The organism is Sphingopyxis sp. CR5, assembly GCF_059693785.1.
In genome coordinates this window covers 287,383-304,578 of record NZ_JCATIE010000003.1, presented here as the reverse complement: position 1 = coordinate 304,578, position 17,196 = coordinate 287,383, and the positions used below count along the sequence as shown (strand labels likewise).

13 protein-coding genes are annotated in these 17,196 nt (G+C 69.2%); 6 read left to right on the top strand and 7 right to left on the bottom strand.

Annotation, left to right across the window (positions count from 1 at the left end):
* Positions 1-42 precede the first annotated feature (42 nt).
* The 6 genes from ung (at position 43) to argJ (ending at position 5,614) form a co-directional block, all read left to right on the top strand.
* On the top strand, positions 43-759 hold the full coding sequence (ung, locus tag AC58D2_RS06350) for a uracil-DNA glycosylase (protein ID WP_497388590.1): 717 nt from the start codon (positions 43-45) through the stop codon (positions 757-759).
* Positions 756-1,514 carry a sulfite exporter TauE/SafE family protein gene (locus AC58D2_RS06345; RefSeq protein WP_497388407.1) on the top strand — a complete coding sequence of 253 codons (759 nt, stop codon included), beginning with the start codon at positions 756-758 and terminating at the stop codon, positions 1,512-1,514. Before ung ends, AC58D2_RS06345 begins: the two co-directional genes overlap by 4 nt.
* Entirely contained in the window at positions 1,511-1,972 is a 462-nt protein-coding gene (locus AC58D2_RS06340; RefSeq protein WP_497388405.1) for a YaiI/YqxD family protein, read from the top strand. Before AC58D2_RS06345 ends, AC58D2_RS06340 begins: the two co-directional genes overlap by 4 nt.
* A 445-nt stretch (positions 1,973-2,417) precedes the next feature.
* Positions 2,418-2,603, top strand: a complete 186-nt coding sequence (locus AC58D2_RS06335) for a hypothetical protein (RefSeq protein WP_497388403.1) — start codon at positions 2,418-2,420, stop codon at positions 2,601-2,603.
* Between the two features lie 192 nt (positions 2,604-2,795).
* Positions 2,796-4,229 carry an aldehyde dehydrogenase family protein gene (locus tag AC58D2_RS06330; protein WP_497388401.1) on the top strand — a complete coding sequence of 478 codons (1,434 nt, stop codon included), beginning with the start codon at positions 2,796-2,798 and terminating at the stop codon, positions 4,227-4,229.
* A 158-nt stretch (positions 4,230-4,387) separates the two neighbouring features.
* Positions 4,388-5,614 (top strand): bifunctional glutamate N-acetyltransferase/amino-acid acetyltransferase ArgJ, encoded by a 1,227-nt coding sequence (gene argJ, locus AC58D2_RS06325; RefSeq protein ID WP_497388399.1) that lies wholly within the window; start codon positions 4,388-4,390, stop codon positions 5,612-5,614.
* Between the two features lie 48 nt (positions 5,615-5,662).
* On the opposite strand, the gene trxA is transcribed toward argJ, so the two are convergent.
* The 7 genes from trxA to AC58D2_RS06290 are packed head-to-tail and all read right to left on the bottom strand — an operon-like array spanning position 5,663 to position 16,963.
* Complete coding sequence (gene trxA / locus AC58D2_RS06320) at positions 5,663-5,983, bottom strand: thioredoxin TrxA (RefSeq protein ID WP_497388397.1); 321 nt, start codon at positions 5,981-5,983, stop codon at positions 5,663-5,665.
* A 33-nt stretch (positions 5,984-6,016) separates the two neighbouring features.
* Positions 6,017-9,490, bottom strand: a complete 3,474-nt coding sequence (gene addA, locus AC58D2_RS06315; protein ID WP_497388395.1) for a double-strand break repair helicase AddA — start codon at positions 9,488-9,490, stop codon at positions 6,017-6,019.
* Positions 9,490-12,462 (bottom strand): double-strand break repair protein AddB, encoded by a 2,973-nt coding sequence (gene addB / locus AC58D2_RS06310; protein WP_497388393.1) that lies wholly within the window; start codon positions 12,460-12,462, stop codon positions 9,490-9,492. Before addB ends, addA begins: the two co-directional genes overlap by 1 nt.
* Positions 12,455-13,174: a nucleotidyltransferase family protein gene (locus tag AC58D2_RS06305; protein ID WP_497388391.1), complete on the bottom strand. Its 720-nt coding sequence runs from the start codon at positions 13,172-13,174 to the stop codon at positions 12,455-12,457. The genes addB and AC58D2_RS06305 overlap by 8 nt, the downstream gene beginning before the upstream one ends.
* Positions 13,171-14,172, bottom strand: coding sequence for an aminoglycoside phosphotransferase family protein (locus AC58D2_RS06300; RefSeq protein WP_497388389.1), 1,002 nt, complete (start codon positions 14,170-14,172; stop codon positions 13,171-13,173). The genes AC58D2_RS06305 and AC58D2_RS06300 overlap by 4 nt, the downstream gene beginning before the upstream one ends.
* Positions 14,157-14,609 (bottom strand): tRNA (adenosine(37)-N6)-threonylcarbamoyltransferase complex ATPase subunit type 1 TsaE, encoded by a 453-nt coding sequence (gene tsaE, locus AC58D2_RS06295; RefSeq protein ID WP_497388387.1) that lies wholly within the window; start codon positions 14,607-14,609, stop codon positions 14,157-14,159. The genes AC58D2_RS06300 and tsaE overlap by 16 nt, the downstream gene beginning before the upstream one ends.
* Positions 14,606-16,963: a sensor histidine kinase gene (locus AC58D2_RS06290; RefSeq protein WP_497388588.1), complete on the bottom strand. Its 2,358-nt coding sequence runs from the start codon at positions 16,961-16,963 to the stop codon at positions 14,606-14,608. The genes tsaE and AC58D2_RS06290 overlap by 4 nt, the downstream gene beginning before the upstream one ends.
* Positions 16,964-17,196 lie beyond the last annotated feature (233 nt).

The window sequence follows — 17,196 nt, the reverse complement described above, 5'->3', positions numbered from 1 at the left end:
CAAGCCACTGGACAAGGCCGCGCGGCTCTGGTCGAAGGCCGCATGGCCGAGGTCAAGCTCCATCCCGACTGGCTCGCCGCGATCGGCGGCGAGTTCGAACAGCCCTATATGGCCGATCTGAAGGCGTTTCTTGCCGCCGAACGCGCGAAGGGCAAGCGCATCTATCCGCGCCCTTCGCACTGGTTCGCGGCGCTCGACGCGACCCCGCCGCAGGACGTTCGCGTCGTGATCCTGGGGCAGGACCCCTATCATGGTCCCGGCCAGGCGCACGGCCTGTGCTTTTCGGTCCAGCCCGGCGTGCGCACCCCACCGAGCCTGGTCAACATCTACAAGGAAATGCAGAGCGATCTCGGCATCCCGCCGGCGCGCCACGGCTATTTGAAGAGCTGGGCCGACCAGGGCGTGCTGCTGCTCAACAACTGCCTGACGGTCGAGGCCGGGCAGGCGGCTTCGCACCAGAAAAAGGGGTGGGAGCGTTTCACCGACGCCGCGGTCGCGGCGGTCGCCGCCGACCCCGCGCCCAAGGTCTTCATCCTGTGGGGCAGCCATGCGCAGCGCAAGGCGGCGAATGTGCCCGCGCTGGCACCCGGAAGCCCGCATCTGATCCTGCGCGCGCCGCACCCCTCGCCGCTGTCGGCGCATAACGGCTTTTTCGGGTCGCGCCCGTTCAGCCAGGCGAACGCGTTTCTGGAAGCGCATGGGCGCGGCGCGATCGACTGGCAACTGCCCGCCGACCCGCCGCCGCTCACCGCCGAATGAGCCTGCTCGCCGATCCGCTGACCCTCGGCGTGCTGGTCGTCGCGGTGATCCTGCTCGGCATGGCGAAGGGCGGGCTTGCGGGCGTGGGCGCACTCGCGACCCCTCTCGCCGCGCTGGTGTTGCCGCCCGCGACCGCGGCGGCGCTGCTGCTGCCGATCCTGATCGTGCAGGACGTGATCAGCGTCTGGGCCTTTCGCAAGACATGGGACGGCTGGATCGTCGGCTGGATGCTGCCCGGCGCCGCGGTCGGCGTCGCGGCAGGCTGGTTCTATGCCGAGCGGGTGAACGAGGCGCAGCTGATGGCGGCGCTCGGCGCGATCACGCTCGCCTTCGGCCTCTATCGCCTGTGGGTCGAGCGCGGCGCCCGGATCGTCGCGGCGTCGCGCTCGCCGGGGTGGGTCGGCACGATCTTTGGCGCGGTCATGGGGCTGACGAGCCAGATCGCGCATGCCGGCGGGCCGCCGTTCCAGATGTGGGTGACGCCGCGCAAGCTGCCGCACCTGACCTTCATCGGGACGAGCGCGATCCTCTTCGCGATCGTCAACTGGATGAAGGTGCCCGCCTATCTGGCGCTCGGCGCTTTCCCGCACGAGGTCGTGGTCGCGGCGCTGCTGCTGATGCCGCTCGCGATCGGTTCGACCTTGCTGACGGTGCGCTGGATGAAGCGCATGAACCCGGAACGCTTCTATGTCCTGATCTATGCGTTGATGGTGCTGCTCGGCGCGAAGCTGCTCTGGGACGGGCTTGGCGGATGACGACGCCGACGATCCTGGTCGATGCCGACGCCTGTCCGGTGAAGGATGAAATCTACCGCGTCGCGTGGCGTCACGAGGTGCCCGTGAAGATCGTCAGCAACAGCCGGATGCGCGTCCCCGACCATCCGCTCGTCGAACGCGTCGTCGTGTCCGACGGATTCGACGCCGCCGACGACTGGATCGCCGACGCCGCGACGCCGCACAGCATCGTCGTTACCGCCGACATATTGCTGGCCGACCGGGCGCTCAAGGCAGGGGCGATGGTGCTCGCCCCGACGGGCAAGCCGTTCACCGCGGCCTCGATCGGCCCCGCGATCGCGACGCGCGCGATCATGGCCGACCTGCGCGCGGGGATGAGCGACGCCATGGGCGGCCCGCCCTCCTTTTCGAAGGCCGACCGCTCGCGCTTCCTGCAGGAACTCGACGCCACGCTGGTACGATTGAAGCGTCAGCGTTAGCGTCCGGATCCTAGGCGCCGTGGACAAATTCCAGCCCGGGTCATTTGACTGCGTTCCAGAGTTTCACACAGGAAGCTGCCGTTCAGGACACGACCGGAGGTGGACCTTTACCTCATCGTCATCCCGGCGAAGGCCGGGATCTCGCCGGTGCCGAAATCCGCTAGCTTGAGATCCCGGCCTGCGCCGGGATGACGGATAGGGGACAGTCCGCGTCCCACCCCTTTCCGGCCGTTGAAGCCGCGTCTTGAGCGTCCCGATAGGGGGCACTCGTTCGACTGGGAATTTGTCCACGCCTCCCAGGGTCCTGACCCCAGCGCCTTTCGGGGGGCTTGCCGAATTTTTTGCGCGCCAGTGATCGCGATCACCGCGGCGTGCCGCGCCGTCCGGCAAAAGCAGGGCATCGGGGCAAACCCCGATCCGGTTTTTGACGACAGGAAAGGACGGCATGATGACCCGGAAGACGATCCTCGCCCCCGCAATCGCCCTGACGATCGCGCTGACGGCGACCCCTGCAATGGCCCAGTCGGCAGCCCAGGCGCAGCAGGGCCCGACATCGATCGCGACCAACCCGATCGCGATCCTGATCGGCATGCTGCTGCCCGCGGTCCAGAAGGTTCGCGAAGCCGCCTGATCGCAGGCGTCCGACATCCGGGCCGGTTCCCGCAGCCCGGTCGACCCTCCCGCCACTTGCGACCCTTGGCGGGAGGGTCTTTGCGCGGGCGGGATCCCGGCGTTCGCCGGGATGACGAACATGGTTGATTCATCCGGCCGAGTGATTAGGTAGCAATCCGAGACGTAAATTCACGCCGATGGGAGACGGGACATGAGCACCGAACAGCATTTCAAACAGAATTTCATCGGCGGCCAATGGGTCGACAGCAAGGGCGGCAAACCGCACGACGTCATCAACCCCGCGACCGAAGAACCCGCCTCGACGATCATCCTCGGCACCGCCGCCGATGTCGACGACGCCGTCGCCGCGGCGAAAGAGGCCTATAAGAGCTGGTCGCGGACGAGCCGCGAGGAACGGCTCGAAATCATGGGCCGCATCGTCGAGGAATATAAGAAGCGCGCCGGCGACCTGGCCAAGACGATGGCGGCCGAAATGGGCGCGCCGGTCAGCTTTGCCGCCACCGCACAGGTCGGCGCGGGCATCGGCGGCTTCCTGGGCACGATCGAGGCGCTCAAGAATTTCCAGTTCAGCGAACAGATGGGCGCGAACAAGGTCGTTTACGAACCGATCGGCGTCGTCGGCATGATCACGCCGTGGAACTGGCCGCTCAACCAGATCGCGCTGAAGGTCGCGCCCTCGCTCGCCGCGGGCAACACGATGATCCTCAAGCCCTCCGAAGAATGCCCCGGCAATGCGACGATCTTTGCCGAGATCCTCGACGCCGCGGGCGTGCCGGCGGGCGTGTTCAACCTGGTCCAGGGCGACGGTCCGACGGTCGGCAACGCGATCGCCGCGCATCCCGGCATCGACATGGTGAGCTTCACCGGCTCGACCCGCGCCGGTATCCTCGTCGCAAAGGCCGCTGCCGATACGGTCAAGCGCGTGCACCAGGAGCTCGGTGGCAAGTCGCCGAACCTTGTCCTGCCCGACGCCGATTTCGAAAAGGTGCTGCCGCCGACGGTTCAGGGTGTCATCGTCAACACCGGCCAGAGCTGCATCGCGCCGACGCGCATCCTGGTCCAGAAGGACCGCAAGGACGAAGCCGTCTCGTTCATCAGGACGATGTTCGACCAGGTGCAGGTTGGCGACCCGATGGCCGAAGGCGCACACATCGGTCCGGTCGTCAACAAGGCGCAGTTCGAAAAGATCCAGGGCCTGATCCAGTCGGCCATCGACGAAGGCGCGACGCTGGAGACGGGCGGCACCGGCCTGCCCGCGAACGTCAATCGCGGCTATTTCATCAAGCCGACCGTGTTCTCGGGCGTCACCCCCGACATGCGAATCGCCAAGGAAGAGGTGTTCGGTCCCGTCGCGACGATCATGGAATATGCCGATCTCGACGAGGCGGTCGCGATCGCCAACGACACCGAATATGGCCTGTCCGCGGTCGTTTCGGGCGACCCTGCCAAGGCCGCCAACGTCGCGCCGAAGCTGCGCGCCGGCATGGTCGCGGTCAACAATTGGGGCCCGGCGCCGGGTGCGCCCTTCGGCGGCTACAAGGCATCGGGCAATGGCCGCGAAGGCGGGCTGTTCGGCCTGAAGGACTTCATGGAAGTCAAGGCGATCAGCGGCGTTCCGGCGTAGTATCTCCCCTCCCGCTTGCGGGAGGGGTTGGGGGTGGGCCAGCGACATGGCATTGCCCACCCCGCTGCGACTAGCGAGTAAGCTCGCAAGTCTCGCTGCCCCTCCCGTAAACGGGAGGGGTTTTGCTTTTCGGCCCGAAAAGCTAGACGCGCTCCACCATGACCAGCCGCTCGCCGCTCGCGCCCGCCGCCTTCCCCGCCCTTCCCGACATCGCCGGGGTGACGCGCCGCATCGCGCGCGCGCACTACAAGGAATGGGACCGCTGCGATTTGACCTATGTCGAGCTGGCGCCGGGCACCACGGTCGCCGGCGTCTTCACGCGCAACATCTGCTGTTCGTCCGAAGTCGAGCTGGGCCGCGAGCAGATCGCGGGCGGGACGGGCCGCGCATTGATCGTCAATGCGGGCAACAGCAATGCCTTCACCGGCTATCGCGGCCGCGAGGCGGTCGAGGCGATCCGGACGCAGGTTGCGGACCATCTCGTCTGTGAGCCGCGCGAAGTGTTCGTCAGCTCGACCGGCGTGATCGGCGTCCCGCTCCCCAAGGACAAGGCGCGCGCGGGCGTCGCCGCGGCGCTGGCCGCCGAGCCCTGCTCGTGGGAAGCCGCCGCCGAGACGATCGGCACGACCGACACTTTTGCCAAGGGCGCCGCCGCCAGTGCGATCGTAGGCGACCGGATGGTGCAGGTCGCGGGGATCGTCAAGGGGTCGGGGATGATCGCCCCCGACATGGCGACGATGCTGGGCTATATCTTCACCGACGCCGCGGTCGCGCCGGCGCTGCTTCAGGACATGCTCGCGAAGGCGACGGGCGGCAGCTTCAACGCGATCACCGTCGACAGCGACACTTCGACGAGCGACACGGTACTGCTTTTCGCGACCGGTCGGGCGGGCAATCCGCCGCTCGCGTCCTGGGACGATGCCGGTGCCGATGCGCTCTATGCCGCGATCGAACGGGTCGCGCTCGAGCTTGCGCACCTTGTCGTGCGCGATGGCGAGGGCGCGTCGAAGTTCATCGAAGTTCAGGTATCGGGCGCCGCCAGCGACGACAGCGCCAGGCGGGTCGCGCTCTCCATCGCCAATTCGCCGCTGGTCAAGACCGCGATCGCGGGCGAGGATGCGAACTGGGGCCGCGTCGTGATGGCGGTGGGCAAGGCGGGCGAGCCCGCCGACCGCGACCGCCTCGCGATCCGCTTCGGCGATCATTGGGTCGCGAAGGACGGTCTGCCCGTCGACGGCTATGACGAAGCACCGGTCGCGGCGCACCTGAAGGGGCAGGATATCCGTATCGGCGCCGACCTTGGCCTGGGCGACGGTCGCGCGACCGTGTGGACGTGCGACCTGACGCACGGATATATCAGCATCAACGCCGATTACCGGAGCTGAGCTGCCTCAAAGCCGTCGCCCCCGCCTTCGCAGGGACGAAGGCGGGTATCAGAGCGCGCCTTCGAGCCAGCCCTTGAGCGCGCTCTTGGGCGCCGCGCCGACCTTGGTCTCGGCTATTTCGCCATTTTTGAACAGGATCATTGTCGGGATGCCGCGCACGCCATATTTCGCCGGCGCGTCGGGGTGGTCGTCGATATTGAGCTTTGCGATGACGACCTTGCCGTCCAGTTCGTCGGAAATCTCTTCGAGCGCGGGGCCGATCATCTTGCACGGCCCGCACCATTCGGCCCAGAAATCGACGAGGACGGGGGTGTCGCTGTCGAGAACATCGGCCTGGAAGCTGGCGTCGCTGATCGCTTTGGTACCCATAATCTGACTCCTGAAATCCCTCTTGGGTTCAAGCTAGGCAGTCGGCGCCCCCGGCTCAAGAGGCTCGCGCGGCAAATTCGCCTTCGCGGCCGTCAAGGCGGGCTTGTGCGCGTCGAGAATCGCATCGTCGAGCCATAGCAGCTTCGGCGCCGCGGTATAGAGAAGCGCCGATGCGATGTGCCGCCCCGGGAAGATCACGCCAAGCGCCCCCGTGTAGGCCGCCATCTGGCGCAGATAGGCGGGCGCGACGTCGGCAAAGGTTTCCGGAATATGGCGACCGGTCTTGTAGTCGATCACCGTCACGACATCTTCGGTGACCAACAATCGATCGACGATACCGGCGACGACCATGCCGTCGACGACCGCCGACAGCGGCACTTCGGCCAGGCTGCCGGGACCGAACAGCGTCGCGTGCGCGGGATCGCCCAGAACCGCCAGGACTTCATCCGCCATCGCGTCGCGCGCGCGCGCATCCAGCGCCGGCGCCTGCACCGCCAGCCAGCGCAGCGCCGCCTCGCGCCGCTTGTCGGACGCGACCGGCGGCAGCCGTTCGAACAGGGCGTGGAGCAGCAATCCGCGCGTCACCGCATCGGCGCGCGCGCCGCCCTGAGGCGGCACCGCGACGTCGTCTTCGCCGAGCGCCGACGGTGCGAGCGGGCGCGGCGGGCGGGCCTCCTCGGGCGCGGGGGCGTGCGCCCATGCGGGAAATGCCACGGGCGGCGGCGTCAGCTTCGCCGCCTTGTCGATCCTTGCCCACTTGCCCGGATTGGCCCGGTGAACGCGGCGGCGGCCCCAATGCGACCCCGCCTCTTCCCAATCGGCGCCAAGGTCCGCCAGCACGCGGTCGGCCGCGGCGTGCCAGCTCGCGTCGGGCACGGTCCGGTCGGCGGTCTTCGTCACGCCCGCGACGACAAGGATCTCCTCGGCGCGCGTCATCGCGACATAGAAAAGCCGCCAATGCTCTTCGGCGGCGGCGGCGGCCGCCTTTTGATAGGCCTCGGCGAGCTTGCCGTGCCGCTCGTCCGCGGCGACCGCAAAGACCGGCAGCTTCTCCCACCCCGCGACGTCGATGCTGAACGGGCGATGGCCCATGCCGGCATCGTCGGTCGCGTCGGCAAGGATGACGATCGGCGCCTGCAAGCCCTTCGATCCGTGGACGGTCATCACGCGCACGACATCGCTGCGCGCCTCGGTCTGGCGCTTGATGTCGGCGGCGCTGCCCGACACCGCGGTCAGGAAACCGAGCAGCGATACCGCTTCGCGCGTTTCGAAGGCGAGCGCCTGGTTCAGCAATTCGTCGATCGGGTCGCGCGCCTCGCGCCCCAGCCGCGCATAGAGTTTGCGCCGCCCGTCGATCGGTCCCGACAACAGGGTTTCGAGGAAGCGGAACGGCGTGGTGAAATCAGCCATGCCGAGCAACTGGCGCAGCGCCGCCATCGTCGCGGGCGGCATGTCGCCCTCTGTCGCGCGCAGATGCTCCCAGATCGCCGCGCGGCCGCGGGCATGCGTCCGGTCGTACAGCTCATCCTGCGTCCATCCGATCAGGGGCGAAACAAGCAGAGCAGCGAGGTTGAGGTCGTCGAGCGGCTGGACCGCGAAGCGCATCGCCGCCATCAGGTCCTGCACGGCGAGCGGCTGGGTCAGCGCGAAGCGGTCGACGCCGGCGACGGGGATATGGAGCGCCTGCAACCGCGCGACGATCCGCGCCGCCAGGTCGCGGCGGCGGCGCACGAGGATCATGATGTCGCCCGGCGCGACCGGCCGGCCGTCCTTGCCGTGCAGCGTCCAATCCTTGACCTCGTCGGCGATCGCGCGGGCAAGGCGCATCGAGGCGGGGTCGGAGGCGGGGGCGCTGCCGTCGCCACCCTCGTCGCCGTCCCCCTCCTCGGCCTCGGCATCGAGCGCCTTGCCGACGGGGAGCGGCGCCCACAGTTCGACCTGTCCGGCATGCGCGGTGCGGAAGGGGCGGTGCGGCGGTTCGTCGCCATCGAGCCCCATCGCAGCGGTGCCGCCCGCCGCGAGCCACGCATCGGCGACCGCGAGCACCGCGGGGGTCGAGCGATAGTTGGAGACGAGATCGACCTGACGAAATGCCTGTTCCGCACGCGCACCCAGGGCCTGAAACATGTCGCGCGCGGTGGCGAACGCCTTGGGCTCGGTGCCCTGGAAGCCGAAGATCGCCTGTTTGCGGTCGCCGACAGTGAACAGGGTGCGGACGCGCTCTGCATCCTCCGGCGCGCCCGCGAAAAATTCTTCGGCGAGCGACAGGACGATGCCCCACTGGCGCATATTGGTGTCCTGCGCCTCGTCGACGAGGATATGGTCGGTGCGCTGGTCGAGCTTGAAGCGGACCCATTCGCCGAAATGGCTGACGCGCAGCAGCGATCCCGCGAGGGTGATCAGATCGTCGAAATCGGCGAGCCCCGCCTCGCGCTTGGCGAGCGCATAGGCTTCGGCGAACCGGCTGCCGAGATGCCATGCCGCCGCCAGATCGTCGGCGACGCGCATCGCGGTCGCGGTGCCGAGCAGGCGCTGCCCCGCCTCTACGATCCGCACCGCATGGTCGAGGCAGTCCTTCATCTTGCCCTTCTCGCCGGCATAATCGGCGCGCAGATCGCCCTTGCCGGTCAGGAAACAGCCGAGCAGTTCGCCCAGCATCGCCGCGCGCGCCGGCGCATCGGCGATCAGCCAGCCGATCATCACATCGTTGCAGGCCAGCCCGGTCTTGGTGCCCCAGTTGGCGCCGCTCTCCGCGACCGACCTGATATCGGCGTCGGCGATCGCGCCGTCCGCGATCGCCTCGACCAGCCAGGCTTCGGGATCGCCGGTCGGCAGCGCGAATGCCTCGCGCAGGTCGTGCGCGCGTGGCCGAAGGGCCGCGGCCGGCCCGCCGAAGACCGCGGCGCAGCTCGACAGGAAGGAAAGCGCCGCATCGGGACCAAGCCGGCGCGATAGCATGGCGGCGGCCTCGCGCAGCACCGCCCGCTCGGCATCGCCTTCCAGAAGCTCGCCCAGCACCTGCCGCTGCAGCGCCCCCGCCTCATCCTCTTCGATGGCGCGAAAGCCGGGGAGCAACTTTGCTTCCAGGGGAAAACTCGCGAGCAATGTCTGGCAAAAGGCATGGATCGTCTGGACGCGGATCGCCCCGCCGGGGCTGTCGATCACCGTCGCGAACAGCGACCGGGCGCGGCGCATCAGTCCGGGCCGATCCCATTCGAGCCCCAGCGCGCGCAGGTCGAGCCGCAAGTCGCCGTCGTCGATCCGCACCCACGCCGCGAGCCGTTCGTGGATGCGGTGCGCCATTTCGGCGGCCCCCGCCTTCGTAAAGGTGATACAGAGGATCGCTTGCGGATCGACGCCTTCGAGCATCAACCGCAGCACACGCGCCGAGAGCACCTGCGTCTTGCCCGTTCCCGCCGACGCACCGAGCCAGACATGGCTTTCGGGGTCGGCGGCGGCGCCCTGCCGCGGGTCGAGGTCGTCGAGGCGCTTGTGCGGCGCGGCCATTATCCGCCCTCCCCGCGCCCGAACCATTCGTCGCGGCGCATCAGTTGGTCGTAATCGCCATAGCCCGCGGCCTCGCCTGGGCCGAAGGGCGCGTCGCCGAGCAGATAGCGCGCGGCGAGGTCGGCGAGCGCGTCGGCGGCATGGTCGATCGCCGCCTCGGCGCTCTTGAGCCCGCTGCGCGGACCATAGCTGTTCGAGATTTTGCCGGCGCCGCCTGCGCGGCGATCGGGACGCAGGCTCCAATATTCGAGCGCGGCGACATCGGCGGCGTCGATGCCCTCCATCCCGCCGCGCTGTGCGATCAGGCCCAGGAGGCCTAGCTGGTTGTCGAGCTTCTCATACGCCGCCTTCGGGCTCGGCGCGCCGCCCGATTTATAGTCGACGATCGCGAGTCGGCCGTCTGCGTCGCGGTCCACGCGGTCGGCCTTGCCATAGAGGGTGACACCGCTCGCGACCGTTTCCCCGCGCACCTCGACCCCGAGCGGCTTGCGCCCTTCGGCATCGTGGACCTGCGCCGCAGCCCAGCGCAGCGCCGGCTCGATCCGCGGAAGCCAGAAGGCGCGCGCGATCGCGTCGAGCGCCGGATCGCCGCGCAGCGCGTCGAGTTCGGCCTCGAACCCGGCGGGCGTCGCGCCGCCACGCACCCAATCCTCGAACAGCTTGTGAAGGCGCGTGCCGCGCCAGCGCGGGTCGGGGGCCGCGCTCAACGGGTCGAGCGCCGACAGGCCGAGCAATTGGCTCGCATAATAGCCATAGGGATCGCGGGCGAGACGGTCGACGGCAGTGACGCTGATCCGGCGCGGACGATCGGCCGCCGGGGGACGGGGCGATGGCCGCGCGGCCGGTTGCGGATCGCCGGGCGGCGCGTCGAGCATCGCCGCGAGGCGGGTGATCGGCACGCCGCCCGGCGCCGGTTCGGCAAGGTCGCCCGCGAGCGCGGTCAGCCGCAGCCAGAAGCGCGAGGCGACCGCCGGATCGCCGCCGCTGCGCTGCGCCCGCGTGATGACGATCTCGCTCGCGCTGAGCGCGCCGGCAAAGTCGTGCGCCGCCATCCCCTGTTGCCGCTCGGGCGCGGGCAGGCCGAGCAGCCGGCGAATGCCCGGCGCAAGCCAGGGGTCGGGCTGCGTGGCGGCGGGCCAGCGCCCTTCGTCGAGCCCGCCGAGAATCATCAGGTCGGCGCGCTGGAGCCGCGCCTCGAGCAGGCCCCAGATGAACAAGCGCGGATGGCCGCCATAGGGCGGACGGACGCTCGCCTGAGCGAGCAATTGCCCCAGCATCGCGGGGAAGTCGCCGGGGTCGACGAGCGCCGGCCCGTCACCTCGCGCGAGCGCCCACTGGTCGAACAGTCCTGCGAGCATCCGGCCGTCGGGACCGGCCCACACGGCCTCCGCCGCCAAGGCTTCCAACGCCGCCTGCAGGGCGTCCAGCAGCGTTGCGGGAGGCGCCTGCTCCGCCGCGAAGGGTGCAAGCGCCGTTTCGAGTGCATCCGACACCTCGGTCCACCAGGGCTGAACCAAGGCCGCAAGACCGTGCCCCCGCGCCCTGGGGTCGGCCGCGCGCTCCGCGATCCGAGCCCGGACGCCCCGCCATCCGGGTTCGAGGCCGGGTTCGCGCAGGAGCAGGTCGAGCCGTCGCACCTGATCGAGCCAGGGCGTCCGGCCTGCTCCCCTGCGAACGAGCGGATGCGCCAGCAGCGACAGAAGGGCGACGGGATCGAAATCGGCCGCCAGCTTGGCAAGCAGGAGCAACAGCGCGCCCGGCGGCGTGCGCGAAAGCGGTTGTCCCGCGCTGTCGTCGACCCGGATGCCCCAGCGGGTGAGCGCCGCCGCTACACGTTCGGCAAGCGCGCGGTCGGGTGTGACCAGCGCCGCGGTGCGCCCAGGGGTCTCGATCGCCTCGCGCATCAACAGGGCAATGCCCTGCGCCTCCTGCCCATCGTCGGCGAACACGGCGCCCGCCATGCCGGCGGTCGCTGCCGCCAGTTCGCCCGCCGCCTGCCATTGCGCCGTATAGTCGGCGGGGGCGAAGAGCAGCGACGCAAAGGGCGTACGGGCCTGTGGGCCATCGAAGGGCGATTCCCCGTCCCACACCCGCACCTCGTCGCGGTGCACGCCCATCCGGTCGAGCAAGAGTTTGAGATGATATTGCGGGTGCGTTTCCAGCGGCCTGACAGAGGTCTCCGGATCGGGTCCGGTCGGTCCCAGGACCTCCCATTCCTCCGCCGTCATCACTTGGTCGAGACCCGGCAGCACCACCATCCCCCGATCGATATCGGCGACGACACGCAGCAGGCGGGCGATCGCCGGAGCCGCGGTGGTGATGCCCGCCGCGACGGTAAAGCGCGCTGGCGGCGCTGCACGCCATCCCGCATTCACCCGATCGAGCAGCCGGTTGCGGCGGTCGGCGCGATCGATGCTGCCCGTCTGCGCGAGCAGCGCCGGCCAATGGTCGACGAGCAGGCGCAGCCGCCCGAGCGATGCCTGCCAATGGGCGGCGAACGCCCCGAGGTCGAGGTCGGTGAGCGCGCGGACGCGCACCTCTTCGTAATAGAGCTGGTCGATGACGCGGGCGAGCCCGTCGGCCAGCTGGAACGCCGCGGCTCCGCGGATCGGCGCTTCGCCGTCGGGCGTGTGGCGTTCGATCAGATCGGCCAGCAACAGCCGCCGGTGCAACGGCTCGATCGCGGGCGGAACCGGATCGGCGTCTCCGATCGCATCGAGCGCGAGCGCGACCGATTCGTCGAGATCGGCGTCGCCGATCACCGCAAGCCGCGGCATCAGCAGCCCGGCGCCGCCCGCGCGCACGAACGCCGCCTGTACCGCACTGCGCGCCCGATTGCTGGGCAGCAGGATCAGCCCATGCGCGAGCCCCAACGCGCCATCGTCGAAGCGTTCGACAAGCCCTGCGACGAGCGCGTCGGCGAAGGCCCGGTGGACCGGAATCGAAAAGATCGAGGGTTTTGCATCACCCATCGATGAGCGCGGCTTCGGTCGGCGCGATGCTGGCAGGCGTCCCGACGTCGAACCACTGCCCCATATGCGCGACGCCGTAGAGTCGCCCGGCGTCGATCGCGCGGTCCCACAGGATGTTGGTCGAAAAGGGTCCGTCGGGCGCCCCGTCCAGAAAGCGGCGCGATACGAGCTGGACGCCGGTATAGACGAAGGGCGCGACGCGCCCGGGCCGCCGCCGCGACAGCCGTCCCGCCGCATCCATGTGAAAATCGCCCTTGCCGCGATGCCCGGTTGCGCTCGCCTGCCGGATGACGAGCAGCAGCGCGTCCATGCGCTCGCCGTCCCAGTGGCGCGCGAGGTTCGCGATGCTGTCCTGTGGCCCGTCAGTCCAGATATTGTCGCTGTTGACGATCAGGATCGGGTCGCCGGTGAGCAGCGGCAGCGCCTTGACCATCCCGCCGCCGGTTTCGAGAAGCCGCGTCCGCTCATCCGAAATCGCGATCGTGAACGGCCGCCGCTGCGCCGCCAGATGCGCTTCCAATGCGTCGGCGAGATAATGGACGTTGACGACGACATGGCCGATCCCCGCCGCCTCGATCCGGTCGAGGCTGTGGTCGATGAGCGCTTTGCCCGCGACGCGCACCAGCGGCTTGGGCCGTGTCGCGGTCAGCGGACGCATCCGCTTGCCGAGTCCGGCCGCCATCACCATCGCGCTGTCGATCCTCGCGCTCATATGCCCCGCTCCAACCACGCCTCCGCCCGCTTTTCAGCGGGCACATTGGCGTCGAACCATTGCCGAACGGGGACAAGCGCGGGATGCGCGAGATCGCGTTGGAGCAGCCCCCACATGCGCGGCTGAAAACGGCGATAGCCATGCTTGCCGTCGCGCTTCCACAACCGCACGAAGACGCCCAGGATGCGCGTGTTGCGCTGCGCGGCGAGCGCCCAATAGGCGGTCCGAAACGCCTCGCCCTGCCCGGTCGCGGCGACATAGCGATCGAGCATCGCCGCCTCGACCGCCGGCGAGACGTCGCGGCGCGCGTCCTCGAGAACCGAGGCGAGGTCATAGGCGGGGTGGCCGACGAGCGCGTCCTGGAAATCGAGCAGGCCAAAATGCCCCACGCCCTCGCGTCCCGCGACGAGCATGATATTCTCGGCGTGATAGTCGCGCAGCACCGTCACGCGCGGCAGCCCGTCGGCTTCGATCGGGGCGAGCGCCTCCGCCCACGCCGCGCGAAAGGCGTCGCGGTCGACCTCCAGCCCCACCGCGGGGCCATACCAGTCGGGGAAGAGCATCACCTCGTCGAGCCACTGGTCCAGCCCGTGCACGGGTAGCCCCGCCATCGGCGGCCGCGCGTGCAGGTGAACGAGCAGATCGGTGACGCCGGCGTAGAAATCGGCCTCTGCCTCCGGACGCGCGTCGAGCGTCTCGCGTAGCCGCACGTCGCCGAAATCTTCGATCAACAGCAATCCGCGATCGAGATCGCGCGCCAGGATCCGCGGCGCGCTGAGCCCGCAGCCGCCGAGCCACTCGGCGACCGCGATGAACGGGCGCGGATCCTCGTGCGGCGGCGGCGCGTCCATCAGCACCGCCTGCCGCCCCGGCGCCGTCACGCGGAAATAGCGGCGGAACGACGCATCGCCGGCAAGCGGCAGGATTTGCGCGTCGCCCCAGCCGTGCGCGGCCAGAAAGGCGGGCGCATGGTCGGGCGGAATCATCGGAGCGGCCATCGCGCTTCCCAAGCGGGCGGCACCGTCGCTGTCAAGACGCGCGCGTCGCCGCCTCCCGAAATGGCGAGCGTCAGCGCATCGGGCCAGCCCTCGCCCCCCAGCCGCTCGGGCCATTCGATCAATAGAGCGCCGTCGTAACGATAGTCGTCTAGCCCCAGCTCGATCAGTTCGTCGGCGCTCTCGATCCGAAAGAGATCGACATGCGCGATGGGCAAATCGACCTCGGGCGGCGCATAGGGCTGGACGATCGCGAACGTCGGGCTCGGCGCTTCGCCGGGCAACCCGCGCGCCTTCAGCATCGCGCGCGCCAGCGTCGTCTTGCCGGCGCCGAGATCGCCCGACAACAGGACGACGTCGCCGGGCACGAGCGCCCCGCCGATCGCGGCGCCAAGGCCTTCGGCGGCGGCGAGGTCGTAGGGAAGGCGAACCTCGCTCATCCGCTGCGCGGCAGGCCGACACGAACCAGCGTCCCCTGCCCCTTCTCGCTGATCACCTCCATCGTCCCGCCATGCGCGGCGACCAGTTGCCGCGCGAGCGCAAGGCCGATGCCGCCGCTTGTCGTGCCCGCCTGCCGCCCCCGCGTCACCGCGGCCACCGTGTCGGGCAGGCCGGGGCCATTGTCGGACACGATGATCTCCACCCCGCCGGCGTCGCCTACCGCATGAAGCAACACGCGTCCGCCGCTGCGACGCAGCGGCGCCGTATAACGGATCGCATTGTCGAGCAGCCCCGCGACGAGGCGGCCGAGGCGGGCCGCGTCGCCGCCGATCGTCCCCAGCGTGCCTGCCAGTTCGCCGACCAGCTCGATCCCTTCGCTATCGGCAAAGGGCCGCGCTTCGTCGAGCGCGGCGACCAGCAGCGCGGCGATGTCCACCGGAGCGCGCTCGATCGCGAGCGTCCCTGCCTCGCCCTGCGCAAGATCGAGGACATTGTCGATCTGGCGGGAGAGCACGCCGACCGAATCCATGATCGCATCGACATATTGTTGCTGAGCGTCGGTCAGCTTGCCCGCATAGCCACCGCGCAACATCTCGCCGAAACCGCCGATCGACGTCAGCGGCGTGCGCAATTCGTAGCTCATCCGCGACAGAAAGGCGGTCTTGACCTTGTCGGCGGCTTCGAGCGCCTCGTTGCGTTCGCGCAGCGCGCCTTCGATCTTGCGGCTATCGGTGACGTCGAGCATGATCAGCAGCGCGTTGCCGTCGGGAAGCGGAATGGCGGCAAAGTCGAAATGGCGCCCGTCGGCGAACCGGATCTGGCCGGCGCGCTGGGTGCGTTCGAGCGTCGCGGCGCGGATCACTTCCTGCACGATGCTCGCCTGATTGGGCTTTGCGAGCCGGTCGGCGAGCCCGCCCATCAGCTCGTCGACGCGCGGATGGGCCGCAAGAGCCGACTCATCGACCGCCCACAGCCGACGAAAACGCTGGTTCCACAGGTGCAGGCGGCCATCGGGGGCGAAGACCGCTATCGCTTCGAACAGATTGTCGAAGGTCGCGGTCCGCACACGCAGCAGCGTATCGCGTGCCCCCGCAAGCTGGACCTGTTCGGTGCGATCCTCCGCAATCAGCAACAGGCCCCCGTCAGGGGTCGGCTGCGCGACGACGCGCAGGTGGGTGCCGTCGCGCAACAGCCAGTCTTCCTCGCTCGCCTGCGCCAGCGCGAACCAGCCGACATGCGCTTCGCGCCATTGGGGATAGTCACGCACTTCCGGCGTCCGCCCGCGGTCGCGCCACGCATCGAGCAACCGCGCCAAGGGCTTGCCGTCGGTAACATCGTCGGCTTCGACCTCGAACAGGCGGCGAAAGGGCTGGTTGGCGAAGACCAGGCCGTGATCGGGGCCGAATTGTGCCACCGCGGCCGACAGGCGATCGAGCAGTTCGCGCTGCGTATCGGCAAAACGGCGATGCGCGCCGCGCTCGCTCTCGAGTTCCTGCACATCGAGGGCATAGCCGGCGACCCCGATGGCCCGTCCGCCGACGGGCGCGAGCGGTACGTCGACGACGCGCATCATCCGCCGCTCGCCCTCGATCGTCACCGGGATCGTCCGCATCTGTGCGGTACCGGCGCTGCGCGCGGCATCGGCGGCATCGGACGCCCCGATACCCGCGACCGGCTCGCACAATTCGAGCCCGCCGTCGATCACGGCATTCGCGCTCGCAGCTTCGACCGCGCGGACATAGGCCTGGTTGACGAGGGCGAGCCGCAGGTCGGTGTCGCGAAACCACATGGGAAAGGGCGCCGCCTCGATCAATCCCGAAAGCGCGTCGAACGCACCCATCGCCTCGTCGCGCTCGTGGCGCATGTCGGCAAGCGCCTGTTGTCCTTCGGTCGCGTCGCTGAGCCACAGCAGCACGCAGCCAGGGCCGCCGACCGCCTGGGGTGCCGGGGCGCCATGGATCACGATCGTGCGGCTGCTCGCCTGGGGCCGCAAGCTGAGCGTGAACGGGCGCGCGCCGCGCTGCGCGCCGAGGATCGCCTGGCGCAACGCGTCGAGCCCGGCCCGGTCGAGGCCCTGTTCGGCGCCCGACAGCTCGTCGAAATTACGCACCCCGCCGCCGAGTCCGAGCCAGCGCCCGAGGCGTTCGCCCGCCTCGACCCGCCAATCGCCCCGCACGACGACCGGCAGATAGGGCGATGCGTCGACCAGGCTGGCAAGACGCTCGGTCTGCGCCGCGACGAACGCCGAACGGCGCTGCATCGCAATCCCGCGCCCCACCGCCCACAAGCCGGCGAAGAGCCAGAGGGCGGCAAACAGCCCCAATGCGAACAACGCCCCCGACGACGACATCATCGGCGTCGTATCCGGCGAGGAATTGCAGATTGCCACTCAGCGTACATTTATTCGCCCTATCGAGAGTGTAGGAACGTTTCAATCGTCCGGAGCGACGTCACCGCGGCGGCGGGGCACCTTGCCGCACCCCCGTCAGTGCAGTGACGCAGATTGGCCACACCCAAAGGCGAAAGGACGGCCCGAGGTTTATCCCGCTTGACTTGTTCGCAATGCTTTGAAACGTTGCGATACAT